Source organism: Flectobacillus longus (assembly GCF_030056705.1).
GTDB lineage: Bacteria > Bacteroidota > Bacteroidia > Cytophagales > Spirosomataceae > Flectobacillus > Flectobacillus longus.
On the sequence record NZ_JASHIC010000004.1, the window covers coordinates 35,804 to 56,396 of the forward strand.

12 protein-coding genes are annotated in these 20,593 nt (G+C 36.3%); 5 read left to right on the forward strand and 7 right to left on the reverse strand.

Annotated elements, in window-relative coordinates; genetic code table 11:
- Window positions 1-202: 202 nt before the first annotated feature.
- Entirely contained in the window at window positions 203-2,554 is a 2,352-nt protein-coding gene (locus QM491_RS03105) for a LysM peptidoglycan-binding domain-containing protein (protein ID WP_283325780.1), read from the forward strand.
- Between the two features lie 340 nt (window positions 2,555-2,894).
- Here the strand turns inward: QM491_RS03105 and QM491_RS03110 are convergent, their stop codons facing one another.
- Window positions 2,895-3,542, reverse strand: a complete 648-nt coding sequence (locus QM491_RS03110; RefSeq protein WP_283325781.1) for an O-methyltransferase — start codon at window positions 3,540-3,542, stop codon at window positions 2,895-2,897.
- A 251-nt stretch (window positions 3,543-3,793) separates the two neighbouring features.
- Window positions 3,794-4,564 carry a class I SAM-dependent methyltransferase gene (locus QM491_RS03115; RefSeq protein WP_283325782.1) on the reverse strand — a complete coding sequence of 257 codons (771 nt, stop codon included), beginning with the start codon at window positions 4,562-4,564 and terminating at the stop codon, window positions 3,794-3,796.
- Between the two features lie 290 nt (window positions 4,565-4,854).
- Here QM491_RS03115 and QM491_RS03120 point away from each other — a divergent pair, with 290 nt between their 5' ends.
- Both QM491_RS03120 and rlmB read left to right on the forward strand, forming a co-directional pair.
- Window positions 4,855-6,105 (forward strand): GWxTD domain-containing protein, encoded by a 1,251-nt coding sequence (locus tag QM491_RS03120; RefSeq protein ID WP_283325783.1) that lies wholly within the window; start codon window positions 4,855-4,857, stop codon window positions 6,103-6,105.
- 360 nt (window positions 6,106-6,465) lie between these two features.
- Window positions 6,466-7,263 carry a 23S rRNA (guanosine(2251)-2'-O)-methyltransferase RlmB gene (gene rlmB / locus QM491_RS03125; RefSeq protein WP_283325784.1) on the forward strand — a complete coding sequence of 266 codons (798 nt, stop codon included), beginning with the start codon at window positions 6,466-6,468 and terminating at the stop codon, window positions 7,261-7,263.
- Between the two features lie 490 nt (window positions 7,264-7,753).
- Here the strand turns inward: rlmB and QM491_RS03130 are convergent, their stop codons facing one another.
- Window positions 7,754-8,506 (reverse strand): SDR family NAD(P)-dependent oxidoreductase, encoded by a 753-nt coding sequence (locus tag QM491_RS03130; protein WP_283325785.1) that lies wholly within the window; start codon window positions 8,504-8,506, stop codon window positions 7,754-7,756.
- 183 nt (window positions 8,507-8,689) lie between these two features.
- Complete coding sequence (locus QM491_RS03135) at window positions 8,690-9,445, reverse strand: NIPSNAP family protein (RefSeq protein WP_283325786.1); 756 nt, start codon at window positions 9,443-9,445, stop codon at window positions 8,690-8,692.
- Window positions 9,446-9,818: 373 nt separating this feature from the next.
- Between QM491_RS03135 and QM491_RS03140 the strand changes: the two genes are divergently transcribed.
- Window positions 9,819-10,586, forward strand: a complete 768-nt coding sequence (locus QM491_RS03140; RefSeq protein WP_283325787.1) for an Abi family protein — start codon at window positions 9,819-9,821, stop codon at window positions 10,584-10,586.
- A 30-nt stretch (window positions 10,587-10,616) separates the two neighbouring features.
- Here the strand turns inward: QM491_RS03140 and QM491_RS03145 are convergent, their stop codons facing one another.
- Window positions 10,617-14,852 carry an OmpA family protein gene (locus tag QM491_RS03145; RefSeq protein WP_283325788.1) on the reverse strand — a complete coding sequence of 1,412 codons (4,236 nt, stop codon included), beginning with the start codon at window positions 14,850-14,852 and terminating at the stop codon, window positions 10,617-10,619.
- A gap of 408 nt (window positions 14,853-15,260) precedes the next feature.
- Here QM491_RS03145 and pth point away from each other — a divergent pair, with 408 nt between their 5' ends.
- A complete protein-coding gene (gene pth, locus QM491_RS03150; protein ID WP_283325789.1) occupies window positions 15,261-15,821 on the forward strand; it encodes an aminoacyl-tRNA hydrolase in 561 nt (186 codons plus the stop codon).
- 1,264 nt (window positions 15,822-17,085) lie between these two features.
- Here the strand turns inward: pth and kduI are convergent.
- Together kduI and metG are read right to left on the reverse strand one after the other, a co-directional pair.
- A complete protein-coding gene (kduI, locus tag QM491_RS03155) occupies window positions 17,086-17,916 on the reverse strand; it encodes a 5-dehydro-4-deoxy-D-glucuronate isomerase (RefSeq protein WP_283325790.1) in 831 nt (276 codons plus the stop codon).
- A 513-nt stretch (window positions 17,917-18,429) separates the two neighbouring features.
- Window positions 18,430-20,463 carry a methionine--tRNA ligase gene (gene metG / locus QM491_RS03160; RefSeq protein ID WP_283325791.1) on the reverse strand — a complete coding sequence of 678 codons (2,034 nt, stop codon included), beginning with the start codon at window positions 20,461-20,463 and terminating at the stop codon, window positions 18,430-18,432.
- Between the last annotated feature and the right edge of the window lie 130 nt (window positions 20,464-20,593).

The following is a 20,593-nucleotide window of genomic DNA, read 5'->3' on the forward strand; positions in this document are numbered from 1 at the left end:
CATTTTCCTTAAAAGGTGTTTAGTAAGTAAGTATTTTCACCTTCAGTTTGAGTCATTCAAAGTATATCTGTACATAAAGACTGTTGAAAGTCTAAGAAACAAAACTTTATAGAAATCGCTTGGCCCTGACATTTGCACTAAAGTACCGTAGTAGAATTAAAAATTGTTGCACAAAATATATCTTACTTTTCTTTAAAAGTTCATGAAATTATATCGCTACCTAACATTACTTGTAGTTTTCTTTCCGAGTCTGTTAATGGCTCAAGATGTTCCGTCAAGTATGCTCATTGGCTCAGTTAACGTAAAAATTACTGATGATGCACGAACCAAAATTCAAAATGAGATTAGCCCTCTTACGATTAGTCCCAACTATTTGAATAGAATGGTCAGTCGAATGCTTACTTATTTGCCTGCGATTGAGCGCATTTTACAAGAAGAAAGGGTTCCTGACGAAATAAAATATCTATGTGTTCAAGAAAGTTTCTTGAGTCCTGATGCACGTTCTACTTCGGATGCAATTGGCTACTGGCAATTCAAGAAAGAAACTGCCAGAGATTTTAATCTACGAGTAGATGCTGTAGTTGACGAACGTAAGCACTTGATGGCTTCGACCAAAGCAGCTTGTAGTTATTTCAAAAAACATAAAGATTTATTGGGTAACTGGGTAGCAAGTATCCTGTCGTACCGCCTCGGTTATACAAGTTTTAGAAAAGCCAAAGAAATGGAGTGGGCCAATAAATCTGAAATTACCGTTACGGGTGAAACCGATTGGTATATCATTCGCTTTTTGGCACATAAACTTGTGCTTGACCAAGAGTACAACAAAGCCAAACAAAACCCTCCTACTAGCAATCCTGTACTGTTTGAATATAGCAAGACAAAAGGTAAAAGTCTTTACGAAATAGCTACTTATCTGAAAGTAAGCACACAAGAATTAGAGCTTTCTAACTCTTGGCTTACATCAAAATCTATTCCTGACGACAAAGACTATACTCTTTATTTGATAGTAGATCCCATGAAGTATCAGGAATTAACCACTATTGTAGATAGCGATAACAATAACTCGTCGAGTAGCCATACTAATAGCAATACTAATGGTCCAGATACTACTCCAGATGTTGGTTTTCCAGTACTAAAAAGACTTTCGCCAGCAAACACTAATCCCAATGAGCCTATTTATTATGAAATCAATGGTAAAAAAGGAATTTTAGCATTGGAGGGAGATACTCCCGAAAAAATAGCTGAGCGCGGAGATATTAGTTTAAAGAAATTTTTGAAATATAATGATTTGGAAGATAATGAGCGTATTATTCCTAATCAGGTGTATTACTTGCGTAAAAAAGACCGCAAAGCACAAGTGGCATTCCATACAGTTCGTGGCAATGAATCACTTTGGCAAATTTCGCAAATGTATGGTATCAATCTTGACGACCTAAAAGAAAAAAATCGTATTACAACAATTCAAAGATTACAGAAAGGACGATTATTGTATCTGATTGATACCCGTTCTGAAAGAGATGATATTCAGATTAGCACTGAAGGAGAACAACCTCAACCTCCTAAAGATTCAAATAAAAATACGATACCTACACCTCCTAAAGAAACCACAAAACCAGATAACAGCAGTAACAGTGGTGTAGACAAAATGCCTCCTCCTATTCTTGTAAACCCAGGAAATTCCACAAAACCAGCTGATGTTCCCGTAACACCACCCAATAATAGTAAGAAAGAGCCAAATGACCCTTTGGATCCTGTGTATCCAACAACAAATACAAAACCTACGAATCCAACGCCTCCTAGCGTTCCTAGTGATGTAAATGACTCAAAGAAAAACTTGAGTATTAGCTCGCACCGTGTTGAAGCTAAACAGACTTATTATAGTATAGCTCGTTTGTATAACATGTCTGTAGCAGATTTGTATCAATTAAATGATATAGATGCGAGTGTAACTTTGCGTGTTGGGCAAGATTTGAAAGTATATAAAAATGGCGGTTCTGATGCTTTGATTGGCAACAAAGAAAATGTTATTCCAAACGATAACAAAAAGCCTAAACCATCAATGATTGATGAGTCTAATAGCAATAATCCAGAAAAAGTTAATTCTCAGACAAAAACTCCAGAAAATAGCAACAACTCGATATTTTCAAGATCAACCAATAAGCCCATTTTTAAAATTGTTCATACTGTACAAAAAGGAGAAACACTTTTTCGTATTGCTCAATTCTATAATGTTAGTGCCGAAAACCTTCGTAACTGGAATAGCCTACCATCAAACAACGTTGAAGTAGGACAAGAGCTTTCTATTCCAGGAGAATTTGCGCATTTACCAAGTGAAGGTGCAGGAAGCAGTACTTATACTTCTACTGTGAATAATGAACCTGTTCGCTATCAGAATGATAACCCTCAATCTGAAACAAAATATCATACTGTAAAAGCAGGAGAAACGGCTTTCCGTATTTCACAAATGTATGGTTTGTCGGTTCCTCAATTTTTGAAGATGAATGGTTTATCAAGTCCATCTATATCCGCGGGGCAAAAATTGAAAGTCAAATAAATAAGTGGGCTCACCCACTTTAGGCATTGAGTTTTATGCCGTAGACTAAAAGTCTAGATGTGTTTCTTATGAAAAAATGAAAACATTTTCACTTATGGCTTAAATCATAAACATGAGTCATCCCGAATTTTAAGATTGGGGTTATTCTCTAAGTTTTCATCAAAAAGCGGTCGGAAAATATTTTCCGACCGCTTTTTTTGATGCTACTATGCTAGATTTTACTCAGCTTAAGACGCAATCATTGCGTCTCTACTGCCACAATACAAATTTTAAATTAATCACTCATTCATTCAATCGCTAAATTAGGGATGACTCATGTTTATGATGATAATTTTATGAGTTACAATTTTCTAGAAATCATAATACCGTCTCTCAATGGTAATAAGATATTTTCTGTTCTTGGATCATCTTGACACATCTTGTTGAAATCCAATAAGTTTTTTGTATCCTTATCTATCTTCTTTCCTTCTTCCACATTGGCAACTTTTCCACTCCACAAAACATTGTCAGAGAGAATATATCCACCTTTACGAACTTTATCAAAAACTAAATTATAGTATTTGGTATAGTTCATTTTATCGGCATCAATAAATACCAAGTCAAACACTTCGTCGAGGGTTGGAATAATTTCACCTGCATCACCAATACGATAATCAATTTTATCAGCATAAGGAGATTCGTCAAAAAAACTACGAGTAAATGTTTCTAACTCTTCATTTACATCGATGGTAATAATTTTGCCATCATCTGCCAAACCCTCCGCCAAACAAAGTGCCGAATAGCCTGTATAAGTACCGATTTCAAGGATACGACGTGGGCGCATCATATAACTTACCTCCGCTAAATAGCGTCCTTGCAAATGCCCAGAGAGCATACGAGGTTGTAAGATTTTGACGTGTGTATCTCTATTCAGTTTTTTCAACAAATCACTTTCTGGCGAAGTATGCTGTTCTGAATAGTCATTAATATTTTGAGGAAGAAAATCCATTCTAAACTAAATTTAACTTCATGATGAAGGTACGTGAGCACTAGTGCTGAATTATGAGTTGAGAATTAGTAGTATAAGAAGGAACGTAATACCCATCCATTTCGGATATCGGATGCTGGATTTCGGAAGTGTAAGCTTCTATATTTTGTAAAAATAAAGGCATTTTGCTTTATTTCCGAAATCAGAAATCCCAAATCTGAAATTGTTGGAAATCCTTCGTACTCCACTAAATCATAATTTAGCACTCCTACTTATTTTGTGGCGATATAGAAAAAGTCGAAACAGTTTTCTGCATCGTCATTGATAAAGTAGTCTTGCCAAGTAATATCTGACACTAATTTACCGTCACTTTTCTGAATAATATCACGGCTCATACGGTTGGCAATATCATAAGGTATTTGCAACATCCATCTTGGTAAGCGATATTGTAGGTTGAAAATATCGAATCTTGTAATTTTCTCAACAGAGCGTTTATTTTCTTCATAATAAGCCATTACCTTAGGATTGCCATGAATACCTCTGGTTTGGATAGTAGGGAATACTTTCAAGATTAAGTTTTTCAATTCATCTGCAAGGTATTCTCTTACGTGCCAAGGATTACGACTCAATGAATACTTACGGTTTACCGTGGTCAAAATCAACTTTCCTCCTGGTTTTAGTACACGATGTGCTTCTTTGATAAACGCCAAATCGTCTTCGATATGCTCGATTACTTGAAAAGTCACAATATAATCAAATGTATTATCAGCAATACCTTTGAGTGGAGGCAAAAACATATCGATGAATTTGAAGCTCGGATATTCGGCCGTTAGCTTAGTCATCAAAGGTTCGTTTTTGTCGACACCCGTGTAGTTTGTTACCGAAGGAGCTAATACTGCCACTCCACGGCCAGTTCCACAACCGATTTCTAACAAGTCGCCTGAGACCATTTTAGCGGCTTCGATATAGGGGAATAACAAACGCTGATGAACAGGATTGTCTGATACAATTTCAGAGGAAGCGATTTCTGTAGTTTTATACATTGTATTCTTGAGTAAAATCCAATTTGTCAATAAAGTGTGTGTTCCCACGCTTTGGCACTTGGAGTCTTTGTATTTTTTTTCAAAATTACCGCTTTTGCTTGACATCAGAAAAATACTCCTTAAATTGGTTCGTTATTTATCTGAAATAAGTTTCGGTTTGGTAAAATTCTGAGCAATTATCATTCAAAATGATATTATCGTTTTTACTCGTCAAGCTTTTTTACACTGATTTTTTGAACATTTCCTACAAATTGTAGGTTGAAAAACGAGCTTACTCATTTAGAATTACTATGAAACAATTATTTTACCTATTCGCCGTATTAGTTTTATTGAGTGGATGTACTGCTACCAATCCATCTGTAAAATCAACTGCCAATAACCAAGAGAATAGAGTTCCTTTACAACGAATTCTTACCAAAAGTAAGTTTTTGGACAATGGTAATAACATCAGAGTATATGTAACATTCTTTTTAGACCGCCCCACTACCCTTGCAGAGGTAAGTCGTGAAGTGGTGGTAAATTATCAGTTATTTGCTGAATACAATAGCACAAAACAAGCCTTGGTTAGTGGTAATGTCAATTTTTCGATAAATACATTGCTTGAAGATAAAGGGTGGTATATTGCTTCATTTGATGTTCCGAAGCCCAAAGATTTGTACACAGGCGTTGTTTTGACCGAAATCAGAGACAATCGTAGCAATAATAAAACAATCAATGACTGTTTTGTGAGGTTCCAGTCTGGCAAAGTAGGAGATTACTATATGTTTTTTGATAAAACAGGAACTGTACCTATCCTACAAAGCTTCGTAACTGCTGGCGATTCAGTAATCCTAAAAAGCTTAGATAGCAAAATGACGGCATTCAAAACGATGCGCTATAAATACGAGTTTGACCCAGCCCTTTCACCAATGGCTACAGGTCAGCGCGTACCTCAAAAAAGCTTATACACTGACTCTGTTTACACACTTCAGTCGAATAAAATCATCAAATTTGATACAGAATCTTTGTATTACATGACCAAGGATACATCCGAAGCTTTCGGTATCGGATTAATGGTTGTAGATAAGCGTTATCCCAAATTGACACGCCCTGAAAAGCTGGCTCGCCCACTCATTTATATGAGTACCACTACTGAAACGGCCGATCTTTATGGTTCGAGAGAACCCAAAAAAGCGCTCGATAACTATTGGTTGAATGTGACTCAAGGTAATCAAAATAATGCTAAACGCACGATTAAGGCATTTTATCAACGAGTAGAGCAAGCCAACAAAATGTTTAGTACCTACAAAGAAGGTTGGAAAACAGACAAGGGAATGGTTTGGATAATCATGGGAGACCCATCAAAGATAGTACGTACTAAGGATAAAGAAATTTGGACATATACTCGTAATAGCCAGTATTCGGAGGTAAATTTTACTTTTAACAGACGAGCTAACCAATTTACAGAAGACCATTATGAATTACAACGCTACGCCGAATATCAGTCCATTTGGTATCCAACGGTTGACCAATGGCGTAACGGAGACGTTGTAGTGAAATAATTAGATGCTCATCAAGGTAGTTTTTTATGGCAAAAACTATCATAGACAAAGGTATTTTACTCCATAAAAATCTTGAACAAAAAGTATATTTTAGGCTTTATATAAAATGATATTTTATATAAAGCCTGTTTTTTTGCTTGCAGCTAAATATAAAACTCCCAAAATAGCATTTAACAGTCAATAGAATTCTATCATTTTTAAGGAGCTTTCAGATAAGAATGAGGTAGTTTTTGGTTACTGCCAAAAACTTTACGAACTTTGTTAAAATTTTTCATTAACAAAACGAGAGAACCCTAAATAGGTATCTATCTGATTGTTAATACCAAACATAGCCTTGTGCTAAATTTACATTCATAAAAAATGTCATTCGAACAAAAATCTGATGGGCCTAAAAAACCCTTCAAATATTTTAATCATGCACCAAGACCCGACAATAAAGATATTGTTTTTGGGGTTCAATCGGTATTAGAGACACTGCGCTCAGGAAAAGAAATCGACAAGATTTTAGTCCAAAGAGAATTAGGTTCTATTGAAGTTTTAGAGTTTGCTCGTCTTCGTGGTATTCCTGTTCAAAAAGTTCCTACAGAAAAATTAGATCGTGTTACTCGCAAAAACCACCAAGGTGTAATTGCTTTTGTATCAGCAATCAACTATGCAAAATTAGATAACGTAGTAGCAGGTATTTACGAAAAAGGTGAAACTCCTCTCCTTTTAATTTTGGATAGAGTAACTGATGTACGCAACTTTGGTGCGATTGCTCGTACTGCCGAGTGTACAGGTGTTCATGCTATCGTGCTTCCTACAAAAGGAGCTGCACAAATCAATGCTGATGCCATGAAAACGTCTTCTGGGGCGTTAAACTTTTTACCAGTTTGTCGCGAAGAAAGTTTAGCCCAAACTGTAAAATATCTACAAGAATCAGGTATTCAGGTGGTGGGGTGTACAGAAAAAGTTTCAAAAAACTTATATGAAGTAGACATGACTATTCCGACAGCCATTATCATGGGCTCTGAAGAGGATGGTATTTCAGACGAATTATTAAAAGCGGCCGATGAACTAGCAAGTATTCCGATGGCTGGTCGTGTGGGCTCACTCAATGTGTCTGTAGCCAATGGTGTTGTATTGTACGAAGCAGTACGTCAGCGCCTTAGTTTATAATAAGCTTGTAGTTTGCAGAAACTAGCACTATCATGATAGTTTCTGCAAATTTTTCTCCCTATCGACAATCCTTTCAAATAAGACTCCGTATGCTACTACTTCTACTCAGCCAGTAATTAACCCCATTTTTTGATTTCACCCCGAATGTGCCGTTCACTCAATAATCAGAGTTATATTCCACATATTCAAGGAAGTATTTATAATTTTGATTACAAATCAGAATGCAAAGTTGAGTTTGTTCGTTTTTAGTTAGAGTTCTTTTTCCTAATTACCTGCTGCTAATTTGACAAATTGCCTCTCATTTACCAAAAATCAATTTTTACGCAGTTTTTTGCATACTCTGTTATTAATATAATAACATTTTAGTGAGCAATTCGTTTTAGAATTGAACACATTTGAGTTTAGAAATAATTAGTTACCATAAATAAGTTCGGAATATGAAAAGCTCAATACCAATGGTATTGGGCTTTCTTGTTGATGTAGTATATACCTACTGTCTTTTTATCACAGCTGGAGAAGCCTGTGCTGTAGGATACACCAAAATATCAGCCAACACTACATGTGCAGGACGTGTTACTGTGAAAGCAATAATATCAGCAATATCCTCTGCTACCAAAGGTTGGAATCCTTGATATACAGCATCTGATTTCTGAGCATCTCCTTTAAATCTTACCATCGAAAACTCTGTTTCTACAGCACCTGGAGCAATATTGGTTACTTTGATGTTATGAGGGTTCAAATCAAAGCGCATACCTTCTGAAATAGCCTCTACTGCTGCCTTTGAAGCACAATATACATTGCCATTAGGATACGTTTGTTTACCTGCTATCGAGCTAATATTGACAATATGTCCTTTCTGGCGCGCTATCATCCAAGGCATTACAACCTTCGAAACATAGAGCAAACCTTTCACATTGCCATCAATCATCGCATCCCAGTCGGCTACGTCACCATCTTGAATAGTTCCAAGTCCGTGGGCATTTCCTGCATTGTTGAGCAAAATATCCACTTGTTTTAATTCTTCTGGAAGACCATTCAATGCTGTTTCTACAGCCTCACGGTCACGTACATCAAAAGTTAGGGTATATACTTTTACTTTAGATGATAATTCTTCTTTCAACTCGTTGAGACGTTCGATACGGCGTCCACAGATTACTAAGTCAATTCCTAAATTGGCAAATGCTACTGCCGTTGCTCTACCAATCCCAGAGGTAGCTCCTGTAATAATCGCTAATTTTGACATAATCGTTTTGAGGGTGTTGATGAAAATCGACCCTTATCTTTTGTGTATTTTGTTAAAGCTTTTTTATACAACTCGTAGCTGTATATAAATTGTTTCTCAAGTTAACTAAAAAAGAGAAATGATTGTGCCCATAAATAGATAAATACACATCGTTTTAGTCTTATTAAGCCGTCTTGATTTATATTATTTAATGGGTGAAAAATCGGTCGGTATCAGATATTCTGATTTCAAATATACGGTGAGCAATCCTCCTGCTGTAGCTTCTGTTTCGGCTTTGACCTTTTTCCATGCTGGATCAGCATCAAATTCCTTAAACGATGCCAAACCAGAAGCTTTGTCTTTATGTACCACAAAATAGTATAACATATCCTCTGCTCCTTGGCTGGTCTCGGTAGGTGTCCAATAAATCAAATTATGAATACCATGTTTTTCGAGTAAATCAATGGTATGATTTTTAAAGCGGTCGAGCAAATTGCCGAGATTATTGGGTGTAGCTTTATAAACTCTTAGTTCAAATACACGATTGCCCACATTTTTCCAATCATAAGGTGAAAAGTTAGTCGTCTTTAAATCCACACTCTCCATTTTAGCGACGATTTCTCCGTCTTTGGTGGTTTCTGACACAACTTTTTTCAACGCTTTATCCTCTACAAAAGCTTTGGAATAAGCTTCTTTTGCAGATTTATTAGGGAATGACAACAAATAAACGAGCTTACTATCTGTATTATCAAGGGGTACCCAAAAACCTTCAACTTTTATGTGATGTTTTTTGAAAAGTTTTAGCGTATGATTTTTAAAACGATCTAGTAAAACGTCTAATTTCCCCTCGGTGGCATAATAGGTTCGTAATTCGTACAAGCGCTCTTGTGGGGCTTTCGCCTGAAGTGTGGTTATTTTCACAAAAAACAAAAAAACAATTATCAGTCGAGAAGCTTTCATGGTGATAGATTTGTTGAAAAATGTAATAGATTTTGAATATATAAAAAAAGGAAAGAACTCTTTTGAATCCTTTCCTTAAAATGAGGGTTTATGACTAGAAAATAATCTATTTTAGAAAAATATTTTTACATTTGTTTAGTAAATAAATAGTCGTACCTACATATAAATAAGACAATGAATATATCACTTCAAAGTTGCTTTTAGATTAGTTCAGCTCCAGACCTATCTATTAAAATCGACCCTTCTCATTTTAGCGAAATTCGTTTTCACATTTCAATTCATCTGTTGAATGGTGAATGACTGAGTATCTGTACAAGATAAAATCTAATCTTGGGGAATAAGCTATCCCAAATAAAAACAAAAACCCCGACACATGGCAAGCCAGCGGTTTCGGGGAATACGTTGTAAAATAAGTACTTTTATCCACAAAAACAATAGCAACGAATTGTCTACGCAGTATCAACTTCACGAAAAGTTACTTTCAAAACCTCGTTTAGGGCGTTTTCTAACAGCTACACAAGGTAATAAATCTCAGGCAGTTAGATTGTATAAATATAATTTAAGGCTATCTCAGTCGCTTTTTGGAACAATTTCAATGCTTGAAATTGCATTACGAAATGCCATTGACAAGCATTATCAACAGCAATTAAACCAACCGGATTGGCTTAAGCATAGTAGTCAGCCATCAGGCTTATTCAATGACCCTTCATTAAGAAATCATGCAGGACGTTTTGAACAAGCTGAAAAAGTTAACTCAACCATAATCGCATTAAGAAAGCACTACTCTCATGATAAGCTTGTAGCAGGTTTAAGTTTGGGATTTTGGCGATTTATGTTTTCTGGTATTCAATTTAAGGTATTTGGGAACACGTTATTACGAATATTTCCTAATCGTCCCAAAGGGATAAATCAAAAAAATATTTACCAAAAACTTACAGATATTAATAATTTACGTAACAGAATTGCTCATCATGAACCCATCTGCTTTGATGTTAACAACAAACCCTCTATCCTATATTCACAAAGGCACTTTCAGGATATTTTGGAGTTATTAGAATGGCTCGGTTACCCCTCTATGCAAATATTATCAGGTCTCGAATCTCCCAAAAAAGATTGGGAAAAGATACAAAAGATCCGTTGAAAATACCATTGATAAGGAAGTATGTCTCCCCTACTGAATCCCTACAATCTCAACTCTTCGGTTTCTTTTCTTACTATCTTCGTTATCGTTTGGAGCTACTGGTTGAGCCCCCCCATAGCCTTTAAATGTCAAGCGTTTATCGTCTATACCTTTACTCACAAAATAATTTAGAATGACTCTAGCGCGGTTTTCGGACAAGGCTTTATTTAACCTTGGATCACCAACGTTGTCGGTATGTCCTGCAATTTCGATTTTAGTTTGTGGGTTTTGCTTCAACATGGTCACTACCTTATCTAATTCAGGATAGGACTCTTTCTGAAGAATAAAACTTCCTTGTTCAAAATACACATTGTTTAGCACAAAAGACTTTCCTTTTTCAATCTTCTGTACCGTTTCTGGAGCATTTTTAGCAGCAGGTGCTTCTGTTTTAGCCACTGCTGGTGGCGCTTGCGTATTCTCTTTGGCACGAGTCAGCAATATTTCTTTCTTTTTGTCTGCCGATGATGGCTCTATTTTAGCAGAATAAGGCATATACCCCTCTGCCTGAATATCTAGCTGATATGAAGCAACAGGACTTAACTCTGCACTATAAGTATCGTTTTTTAGATTTAAAGCCAACTCTTGCGAAGACTTTAAGTCGGTCAAATGCGCTGTAACATTACTCACGATATTTTTATACTTGGCATCGATTACAGAGAAAGACAAGATGGTTTCTTTTTCGAGCCAAATAGCTGTTTTACCCTTATCTTTCTTCATACTCTCGTCGAGTGTGAAGCGACCATCGTATAACTTGTAACCTTCTGCTTTTACCTCGATGGTATAATTTACCTTATCCATCAATGAAGCTAATACATATTCATTACGAATATCGGTACTTCCTTCGGCAATCGTGCCTCCTCCTGGGGCGCTAATTTTTATGCTTGCGGACACTCTTGACTTTTTGACTGCATCAATAGCATACAACTGAATAAAATACTTTTTGAAGGGTTGTAATTCCAAATCCTTGCGCTGATCGTCGCTAGTAGCCTGTATTTGAGTTTCGTATTCTTCAAAGCCTGCTGCTTTTGCTTTCATTGTGTAAGTATGCCCAGGCGTTAAATTAGCACTTACTTCTCCATTGGGTAAAGTCACTATTGCCGATACTATTTTGTTAGTCTGGATGTCTGTCATAATCACCAAGGCATCTTTCAACAAATCACGTGTTTCGGCATGAACTGGCCGAGCGGTTAGTACTGAAAAATCTCTTGAGAAATAGACATTAAAACTTCTACTCGCAGAAAGATCTGCAATTGTAATTTTCTCTTTTTTAACAGAATATCCTTTTACTACGGTCTCAACATAATATGAGCCAAAAGCAGGAATGACAAACTTAAACTCCATTTTGCCCGATATGGTCAAACCTTGACTTACTACGCTTCCATCTGCTTTGGTTACTTTAAATATAGCCTCTAAGGGCTTTTGTGAAATCGAATCTTTGGCAGCCAAAGTTACTGTCATATCCGACGCCACTCGTGTCATTCGGCATATTAACTCAGTACCTGAAAAATTACTTATTTCTTGTGAAAAACGCTCAAATCCGCTCGATATCAATTCTATACGGTATTTGTTTTCTGGTAAAATCGAAATACTAGGCGAACCATCATTTGCAATAATTACCTCGGGCTTGGCATTTTTATCTGACAAATCATATAGTGCATATTTCTGTACATCGATTTTGGCTCCTGTTGCATTGTCAACTACTTTGACAGCAACTTGTACATATTCTTTTTCGAGACGAATGATATAGTTATACTTCTTATTTTCGAGCAAGTCCGCCATATTAAAGGTACTTTGCTTGTGCTTGAATGTTGGCGCTGAAGTTTCGACCGTAAATACTTCTTTTTCCGAAATTCTTATTTCTACTTCAGATTTACTTTGAAAGGTTTCGACACGATTTGACTTTTCGAGTTTTACAGTCAAATTTGCTTCTACAGGCTTATTGGTTTTAGCATCCAAAACGGTAAAACTGACAGGTACAGATTTGTTTCTATACAAAGTAAAAGTAAGCGTTGACCCGACAGGGATATCCTCTATTTTTTGGGATAAAGGACGATAACCATCGGCACTTGCTATCACTTCAAAAGAACCTTTACGCTTCATCATGGCTTTAAATTCACCAGCAGAACCCTGAGTGGTAGGGTTTACTTCACCAGTGAGCATATCTGCAATTTTCACTTTCGAAGTTTTAATAATTTGCTTAGTATCGCCATCTACAATTTTTACTGTCATTGGATAACGGTCATTTTGCATGGCTATCAGCTCTACTTTCTTTTCACCTAATTTAAAATCTGGGAATTCAAGCGTTTTTTCAAAAGGCAAATAACCATCAGCTTCTGCCACAATATCCAACACATCATTTTTTAATAGTTTTATCTCAAAATATTCAGAATCCTTGTTGGTTTTACCTTCTAAAGTCTCTCCTTTTTTCTTCATTTTCACTTTGAATGAAGCATACAAAAGTCCTTGTGTAATATCATCTACTGCCTTCAAACGTATGAGTGTCACCTTCCTTGGAATCAACTTTACTGTCAAATCATTAGTCGATTGCGTTGTGATATTGAGATCATTATCCTCAAAATAATCAGATTGAATAGACACTTTGACTTGACGATTTTCAGGAATATGGAGTTTTACAGAATTCATGCCTGTTTCTGGTGCAAATTGCGCGATTGTTCCAGTTCCGCCCTCAGTCAAAATTACTTTCCAGTTTGGCGCAGGCTGATTGGTACTAGCATCCAATGCCTTTATAGTAAGATTGGTTGTTGTAGCTTCTAAAGCAATTTGTGTTAGCGGCTTTGCATCTTTCTGGTTATCATATTTGAGAGGCTGCCTCACCGCATTATATCCTTTGGCATTTACTACTAACTCATACTCCTGTCCCAAAGCAACTGCGCTCGCAATTTGTCCTGTTACACCTTGCTGTTGGGTTGCAATAGCTTTTCCACTCCCCTTTTCTAAAATCTCAACTTGTGCAGGTACTAGAAAACGAGTTTGTGAGTCAACAACTTGGAAAACCAATTTAAGTTGAGGCACATTGGCTGGAATTTTGGCTGGAACAGGCTCGACCTTTGCTGTTGTCTGATTAGCGAGCATCACCAACTTGATAGGCTCTACACTTGCTTCACAGCTTGATTGATTGGTAAGATCCAGTCCTAATCTTTTCTCATAATAGCCAGCTTCTCTAATTTCAAAAGAATAGTTTCCTTTGGCTGGTACAATAGCGGTATAATTTCCTTCGGCATTTGACAAGAATGAAGCTATTAGAGTATTGCCTTTGTTTTTATCAAAAATATTGATTCTAGTTGCCACAGGCTTATTGGTAAGCGAGTCAGTAATAGTCCCAATAATGGTCTGATTAGCAAATAAGGAAACCGAAGTGGTATATATATCGTTATTTTCTACAAAGAATAACTCTTGCCCACAAGCAGGTATTGCCGCAAACAAATCTGCCTGTGGAGTGTTTATTTCATTTAAAGGTTTTGCTGGCGACCATGAATTATTCGCTTGAAGAGTAGAATAATACAGATCAAAATTACCCTTTCCTTCTTTTCTTACTGAGGCAAAAACTAAGGTTTTACCATCAGGCATAATTCGAGGGGCTTTTTCGCAAAGCAAATTGATAGGACTTGGTAGCTCTACAGGCGTTTTCCATGAGCCATCAGGTGCTTTTTCAGACACCATGATTCTGTAACAAGATTGAGCATCTTGCGTATTTTTTTCATTGTATTTGGCACGAGCAAAATACAGCTTTTGTCCATCAGGCGACAAAGAAGGATATCCTTCGTAATCTGTGGTGTTGATGGTATTAGGCAAACGAGATGGTAACGACCATCCTGTGGATTCTTTTACGGAGACAAAAATATCTTCGTGTCCAGAAGATTCTTTGCTTTCTGCTGAAAAATACAAAATATTTCCATCGTAGCTTAAACAAGGAGCTCCGAGTGGTTGATTTTCATAAAAAGTAGCGCTGATTTTAGGTATTGGAGTAGGTACAGACCAAACATTTCCTTTCCTTTTGGTTTCAAACAACTTCCAATCTCCCTGACGATTTGACTCGAAAATCATGGTACGTCCATCTGCACTAACTGTCGGAGCTGTTTCTATAAATTTAGCAGTATTAACAGGTGGGTTGAGGGCTTTTTTTCCTTGCGCTACTATATGCTGCGAACTCAAAGAGCCAATTATTCCCAAAAGTATAAACTTAATATTTCGTGTTACGTTTTTCATGGGCAATTTATTACTTTGCAAAATTAGTTAATTTTGCCAATTGCGTACCTTGCTTTACATTCTTAGATGAAGTATTGAGTAGCTTTCTTTTCTTCATAACGCATAATCTGAGGATTCATGATTTGCAAGAATTTGAAAAGTTTTCACTTCGGATTGTTTCAAAAGCAATCATATCAAGATTTTGAATCCAAAAGATACAGGGTTCGCAGATTTTTTTTGCAGAATTAGGCATTCAAGTGGCATTTTTAATGGATTTATTTTTATTTGGTATGCTCACTAAAAAATCATCTCATAAAAATTGTATTTAATCTATAAATAACACAGTTTCGTATCCTGATTTACCCTGAGGCGTTTACCCGCAAAAATTGGATTTAGGAAGGATAAAAAACATACAACAGTATCATTAAAATGAAATATTTAATTGTTGGCTTAGGAAACATCGGCCCAGAATACTTATTAACACGTCACAATATTGGCTTTATGGTTATCGACAAACTAGCCAATACTCATGAAGTAAAATATGATATGAGTCGACTTGCTTACCATACCGAATTTAGACATAAAGGTAAACAAATTCATTTATTGAAGCCTACTACTTATATGAACCTAAGTGGAAAAGCTGTAAACTATTGGCTAAAGGACTTAAAAATAGAACCTGAGAATCTTTTAGTTATTACGGATGACATCGCTTTGCCTTATGGTAAAATGCGTTTAAAAACTAAAGGCTCTCACGGCGGACACAATGGCTTGAGGAATATAGAAGAAATTCTAAACACACAAATCTACAGTCGTTTGCGCATTGGAGTTGGGAGTGATTTTTCAAAAGGAAGGCAAGCGGATTATGTATTAGGTAATTTTACTGATGAAGAAACAAGCTTTTTACCAGAGCATCTTGATAGAGCAAGTGAAATAGTGCTTTCATTTTGTACTCAAGGAGTTAATCAAACGATGAACAAATACAATCAGTAATTGTACTTTTTAAAGAATTTTTCTATTTTCTCAAAAAGATACAATCAGAATATTCCAATAGTAATTTGCACAATTAACAAAATATTATTTTGGTATGCTTACCGACAATTACATCTTATATCCAACTATTCACTGATTTTGAAATAGTTATGAGATAGTTAGCTTCATAAATTGAAAAAAAACATTTGGAGAATTAAAAAACTTTGCAGAAATTTGCATCATCAAACAACAGCGAAATAATTTGTACAAATCAACGATTAAACAAATTATTAACAATGCGAAATGTGACATAAAAAAGTTACAGGCGTCAAAAAATCAGTATATAAATTATTAATAGAAAAATAAAACCAAATGGCATCATTTTTCGTTAATCTTATAAGTAAAAATACTGAAAACAAAACTGGTTGTTATGTCTCAAAAAACTATTTTTGGAAAGGTTTTTGTAATATTTAGATACAAGTGATTCATAAGTCGATTATAGACTCAAAAATATTTTTTTCATAGTTAAATAGGTTTAGAGGTAAGACGAGAAAGGGCGTTTTCAATGGAGACGCCACTTTTTAATTCTCCTCAAAAAGCTATTCAAAGATTTTGGCTAAAAGCCACCGTTTTTTTCATAGTTAAATAGGTTTAGAGGTAAGACGGGAAAGGGCGTCTTCAATGAAGACGCCACTTTTTAAAAACATTTATACTCACAATCGATTAGGTAGTAGCGAATAGGCAGATGGTTGCGATAAAGAGTTTTTGATTTTGTAAAAAGGTGCAGTTATTTTTCATAGTTAAATAGGTTTAGAGGTAAGATTTGAAAGGACATAGCTATTAGCTTCGTCCTTTTTTTGTTTATATTCCCTTTAGTTTTACTCCACTTATTCGCAAAAATTATGACTTCATACCCAAAAAATATGTATATACATTAATTTTTCAAAACTCATCAAAAACACCCCCTTTGTATCAAATCGAAACAATAAAAAAAATTTGTACAATTCTTAGTAAATCCCAATCGTTAGGTATATATTTGTATCAATTTTCATAGTTAAATAGGTTTAGAGGTTAAACAGATAAGGGCGGGAGCTTCTCCTGTCCTTATTTTTTTTTATATTTTTATCCCTTTCACAATTTGCAAAAGTACCTGCAAATCTTGCTATTTTGATAGATTCTTAGCTCAACAAACAATAAGATAAACTCCTGATTATCATAACCCATTAGGTATAGGCAAAAAAAAATCTGCTACTTTCGCAGCAGATTTTGAAGTAATTTTTCGCTATTATCGCAAATCAGCGATAGCAGCAAAATCCATGTCTGTAAAATCAAGGTTTTCGCCAGCCATACCCCAAATAAATGAGTAGTTGGTAGTACCTGCTCCTGAGTGGATAGACCAAGGTGGCGATACAATTGCTTGATGATTGGCTACTAGCATGTGACGTGTTTCCTGTGGTTGTCCCATAAAATGGAAAACACGGTGCTCTTGTGGTACATCAAAGTACAAATACGCTTCCATACGACGATCATGTACGTGCGACGGCATAGTATTCCAAACGCTACCTTTGTTCAATACAGTAAGCCCCATTACGACCTGGCAGCTCTGTAAACCATCTTTGTGGATATACTTATAAATCGTACGCTCGTTTGAAGTTTCTAAGCTACCTAAAGCTACTGGAGAAGCCTCCTCTTTTGATAGTTTACTTGTAGGATATACTTGATGTGCTGGAGCCGACAAAATAAAGAAATTGGCAGGAGCAGTAGCATCTGCACTTTTGAAGGTTACCTTCTGAGAGCCTTTACCAATGTATAAGCAATCCAATTTTGACAATGCAAATACCTGACCGTCCACTTCGATTGAACCATCACCACCTACGTTGATGATACCAGCTTCTCTTCTTTCAAAAAAGTAAGTCGATTTTAGGTTATCATACGTTGGTAATTCCAATGCTTGTTCTACAGGCATTGCTCCCCCAATAATCACACGGTCGTAGTGCGTATAAACGAGCTGAATAGTATCAGCAACGAAGTTTTTCTCTACTAAAAAATTGTTTCTTAACGCTTGCGTATCGAAGCCCTTTGCCTCATTTGGGCTGATGGCATGAAGAATTTGCATATTACTTATTTGGTTTTAATAGACTAAGAGAATCCTTCCTCAAAAAGAATCTTGCCTTCTAAATCTACTTAGAAAGGCTAAAAGATTATTTTGAAAGAAAAACTCCGTACAATCATTTTATTTAAAAAGTACAATTTTAAGAAATCAGTTTATTGAAGAGTATTCATTCAATATAAGGTATATTAGGACTGATTGTGAAACGAATCTAAAAGGTTTTCAAACTTTCTCTTAGTATCTGAAAGAGTTTTTTTGTGCAATCGTTACCGTAAACGTTATCAAGTCAAACCTGCATCCTATTTTTAGCATACTCCACCCCTATTCTATTCTCCTATCGATTCAGTTATTAGGCAAGCAATGTTCTTTTCTAAATGGATATCATAGTTTGGTTACAATCTCAAATAAGTACCATTTATCGTCCCATAACAACTGACAATAATCACCCTTTTTCATACAAAAGGGTTACCTCTGTAGAGAGATAACCCTTTTGTATGATTAGCTATTGGTAAGAATCTTCTAGTTGATAGAAGCTCCACTCCAAACGTCTTTTGAAGGATGTAAGAAAGCCAAAGAACCATCTTTGTCTTCCGCCATCAAAATCATCCCTTCAGATACCATTCCCATCATTGGGCGAGGCGCTAGGTTAGCCAAGAAAGTTACTTGCTTTCCAATCACATCCTCTGGAGAGAAATGCTCTGCAATACCACTCAAAATGGTGCGTTGCTTAAGCCCATCGTTCACTGTCAACTTCAATAGTTTCTTCGATTTTGCTACTTTCTCTGCGGCTTCGATTGTACCGATACGCAAATCCATTTTTGCAAAGTCATCGTACTGAATTGTATCTTTGATAGCCGAAACTTCTTTTCCAGCTAATTCATTCATTTTTTTAGCGTCTTGTAATTTTTGAATCTGTGCTTGAACAGTTGTGTCCTCAATTTTATCGAACAACAAACCAATTGACTCAATTGGACTTCCTGCTGTTAATAAATCCGCATTTCCTGCATCTGACCAGTTCAATCCAGATAATCCTAAGCCAGTGCTTAATTTAGCCGCCGTAAAAGGCATAAACGGCTCAGAAACGATTGATAAAGTTGCAGCAATTTGCAAACCGATATTCAAAATTGTACCTGTGCGTTCAACATCATTTTTGATTACCTTCCAAGGCTCGGTATCTGCTAAGTATTTGTTACCCAAACGTGCCACATCCATCACTAAAGCCAAAGCCTCACGGAATTTGTAGTTTGCGATAGCATCACCAATTTTATTTGGCAACTCAGCCAAAGTATCTAATGTCTGACGGTCAAAATCAGTCAACTCGCCACGTGCAGGGATTTTTGAATCAAAATTCTTTTGCGTCAACACAAAGGCACGGTTAACAAAGTTTCCAAGAATACCTACCAATTCAGAGTTATTACGTGTTTGGAAATCTCCCCAAGTAAAGTCTGAATCTTTTGTTTCAGGAGCAGAAGCCGCCAAGGCATATCGCAATACGTCTTGCTTGCCTTCAAACTCACGAAGGTACTCATGCAACCATACCGCCCAGTTACGTGAAGTTGAGATTTTATCACCTTCTAGGTTCATAAACTCGTTAGCTGGTACGTTATCAGCCAAAATAAAGCGACCATCAGCCATACACATGGCAGGGAAAATCAAGCAGTGGAAAACGATATTGTCTTTACCAATAAAGTTTACCAAGCGAGTTTCAGGGTCTTGCCAATATTTTTGCCATTCGTCTGTCAATTCTTTGGTCATTGAGATATAACCAATCGGCGCGTCAAACCATACATATAGCACTTTACCGTCTGTATCAGGAAGTGGTACTTTTACGCCCCAATCCAAGTCACGAGTCATAGCGCGAGGACGCAGACCGTCGTTTAACCAAGATTTTACTTGACCTAATACATTGGTTTTCCATTCTGGATGACTAGCGATATATTCCTCCAAAGCTGGTTGCATTTTGTCTAATGGTAAATACCAGTTTTTGGTTGGTTTCATCACAGGTTTTTCACCACTCAAAGCTGAGCGAGGATTAATCAACTCAGTTGGAGATAGTGTTGAACCACATTTTTCGCACTGATCGCCATAGGCATTTTCGTTGCTACATTTTGGACAAGTACCTATGATATAGCGGTCAGCCAAAAAGGTTTGAGCTTTTTCATCAAAATACTGTTCAGTAACTTCTTCAACAAATTGACCTTTGTCGTACAAATTTTTGAACATTTCTTGAGAAGTCTCATGATGCACTTTATTTGAAGTACGAGAATAGATATCAAAAGAAATCCCAAACTCCTCAAAAGAGTCTTTGATGATTTTATAATACTTATCTACAACCTCTTGTGGTGTAATACCCTCTTTCTTCGCTTTGATTGTAATAGGTACACCATGCTCGTCGGTTCCAGAAACGAATTTTACATCGTGACCCATTGAACGTAGGTATCTAACATAAATATCTGCTGGCAAATAACAGCCTGCAATATGCCCAATATGGATAGGACCATTGGCATAAATCAAGGCAGCTGTTACGGTTGTTCTTTTAAATTGCTTTGTCATTATATAAACGGAAGAGTAGTTTTCTCTTCTTAAGTTTTAGGTCAAAAATTTAGGGCAAAATTACGAATAATTTACACGCTATAGGCCGTAGGCGTTAGGCAAAATAAGATTTAAGTGGTCTGGCAATAGG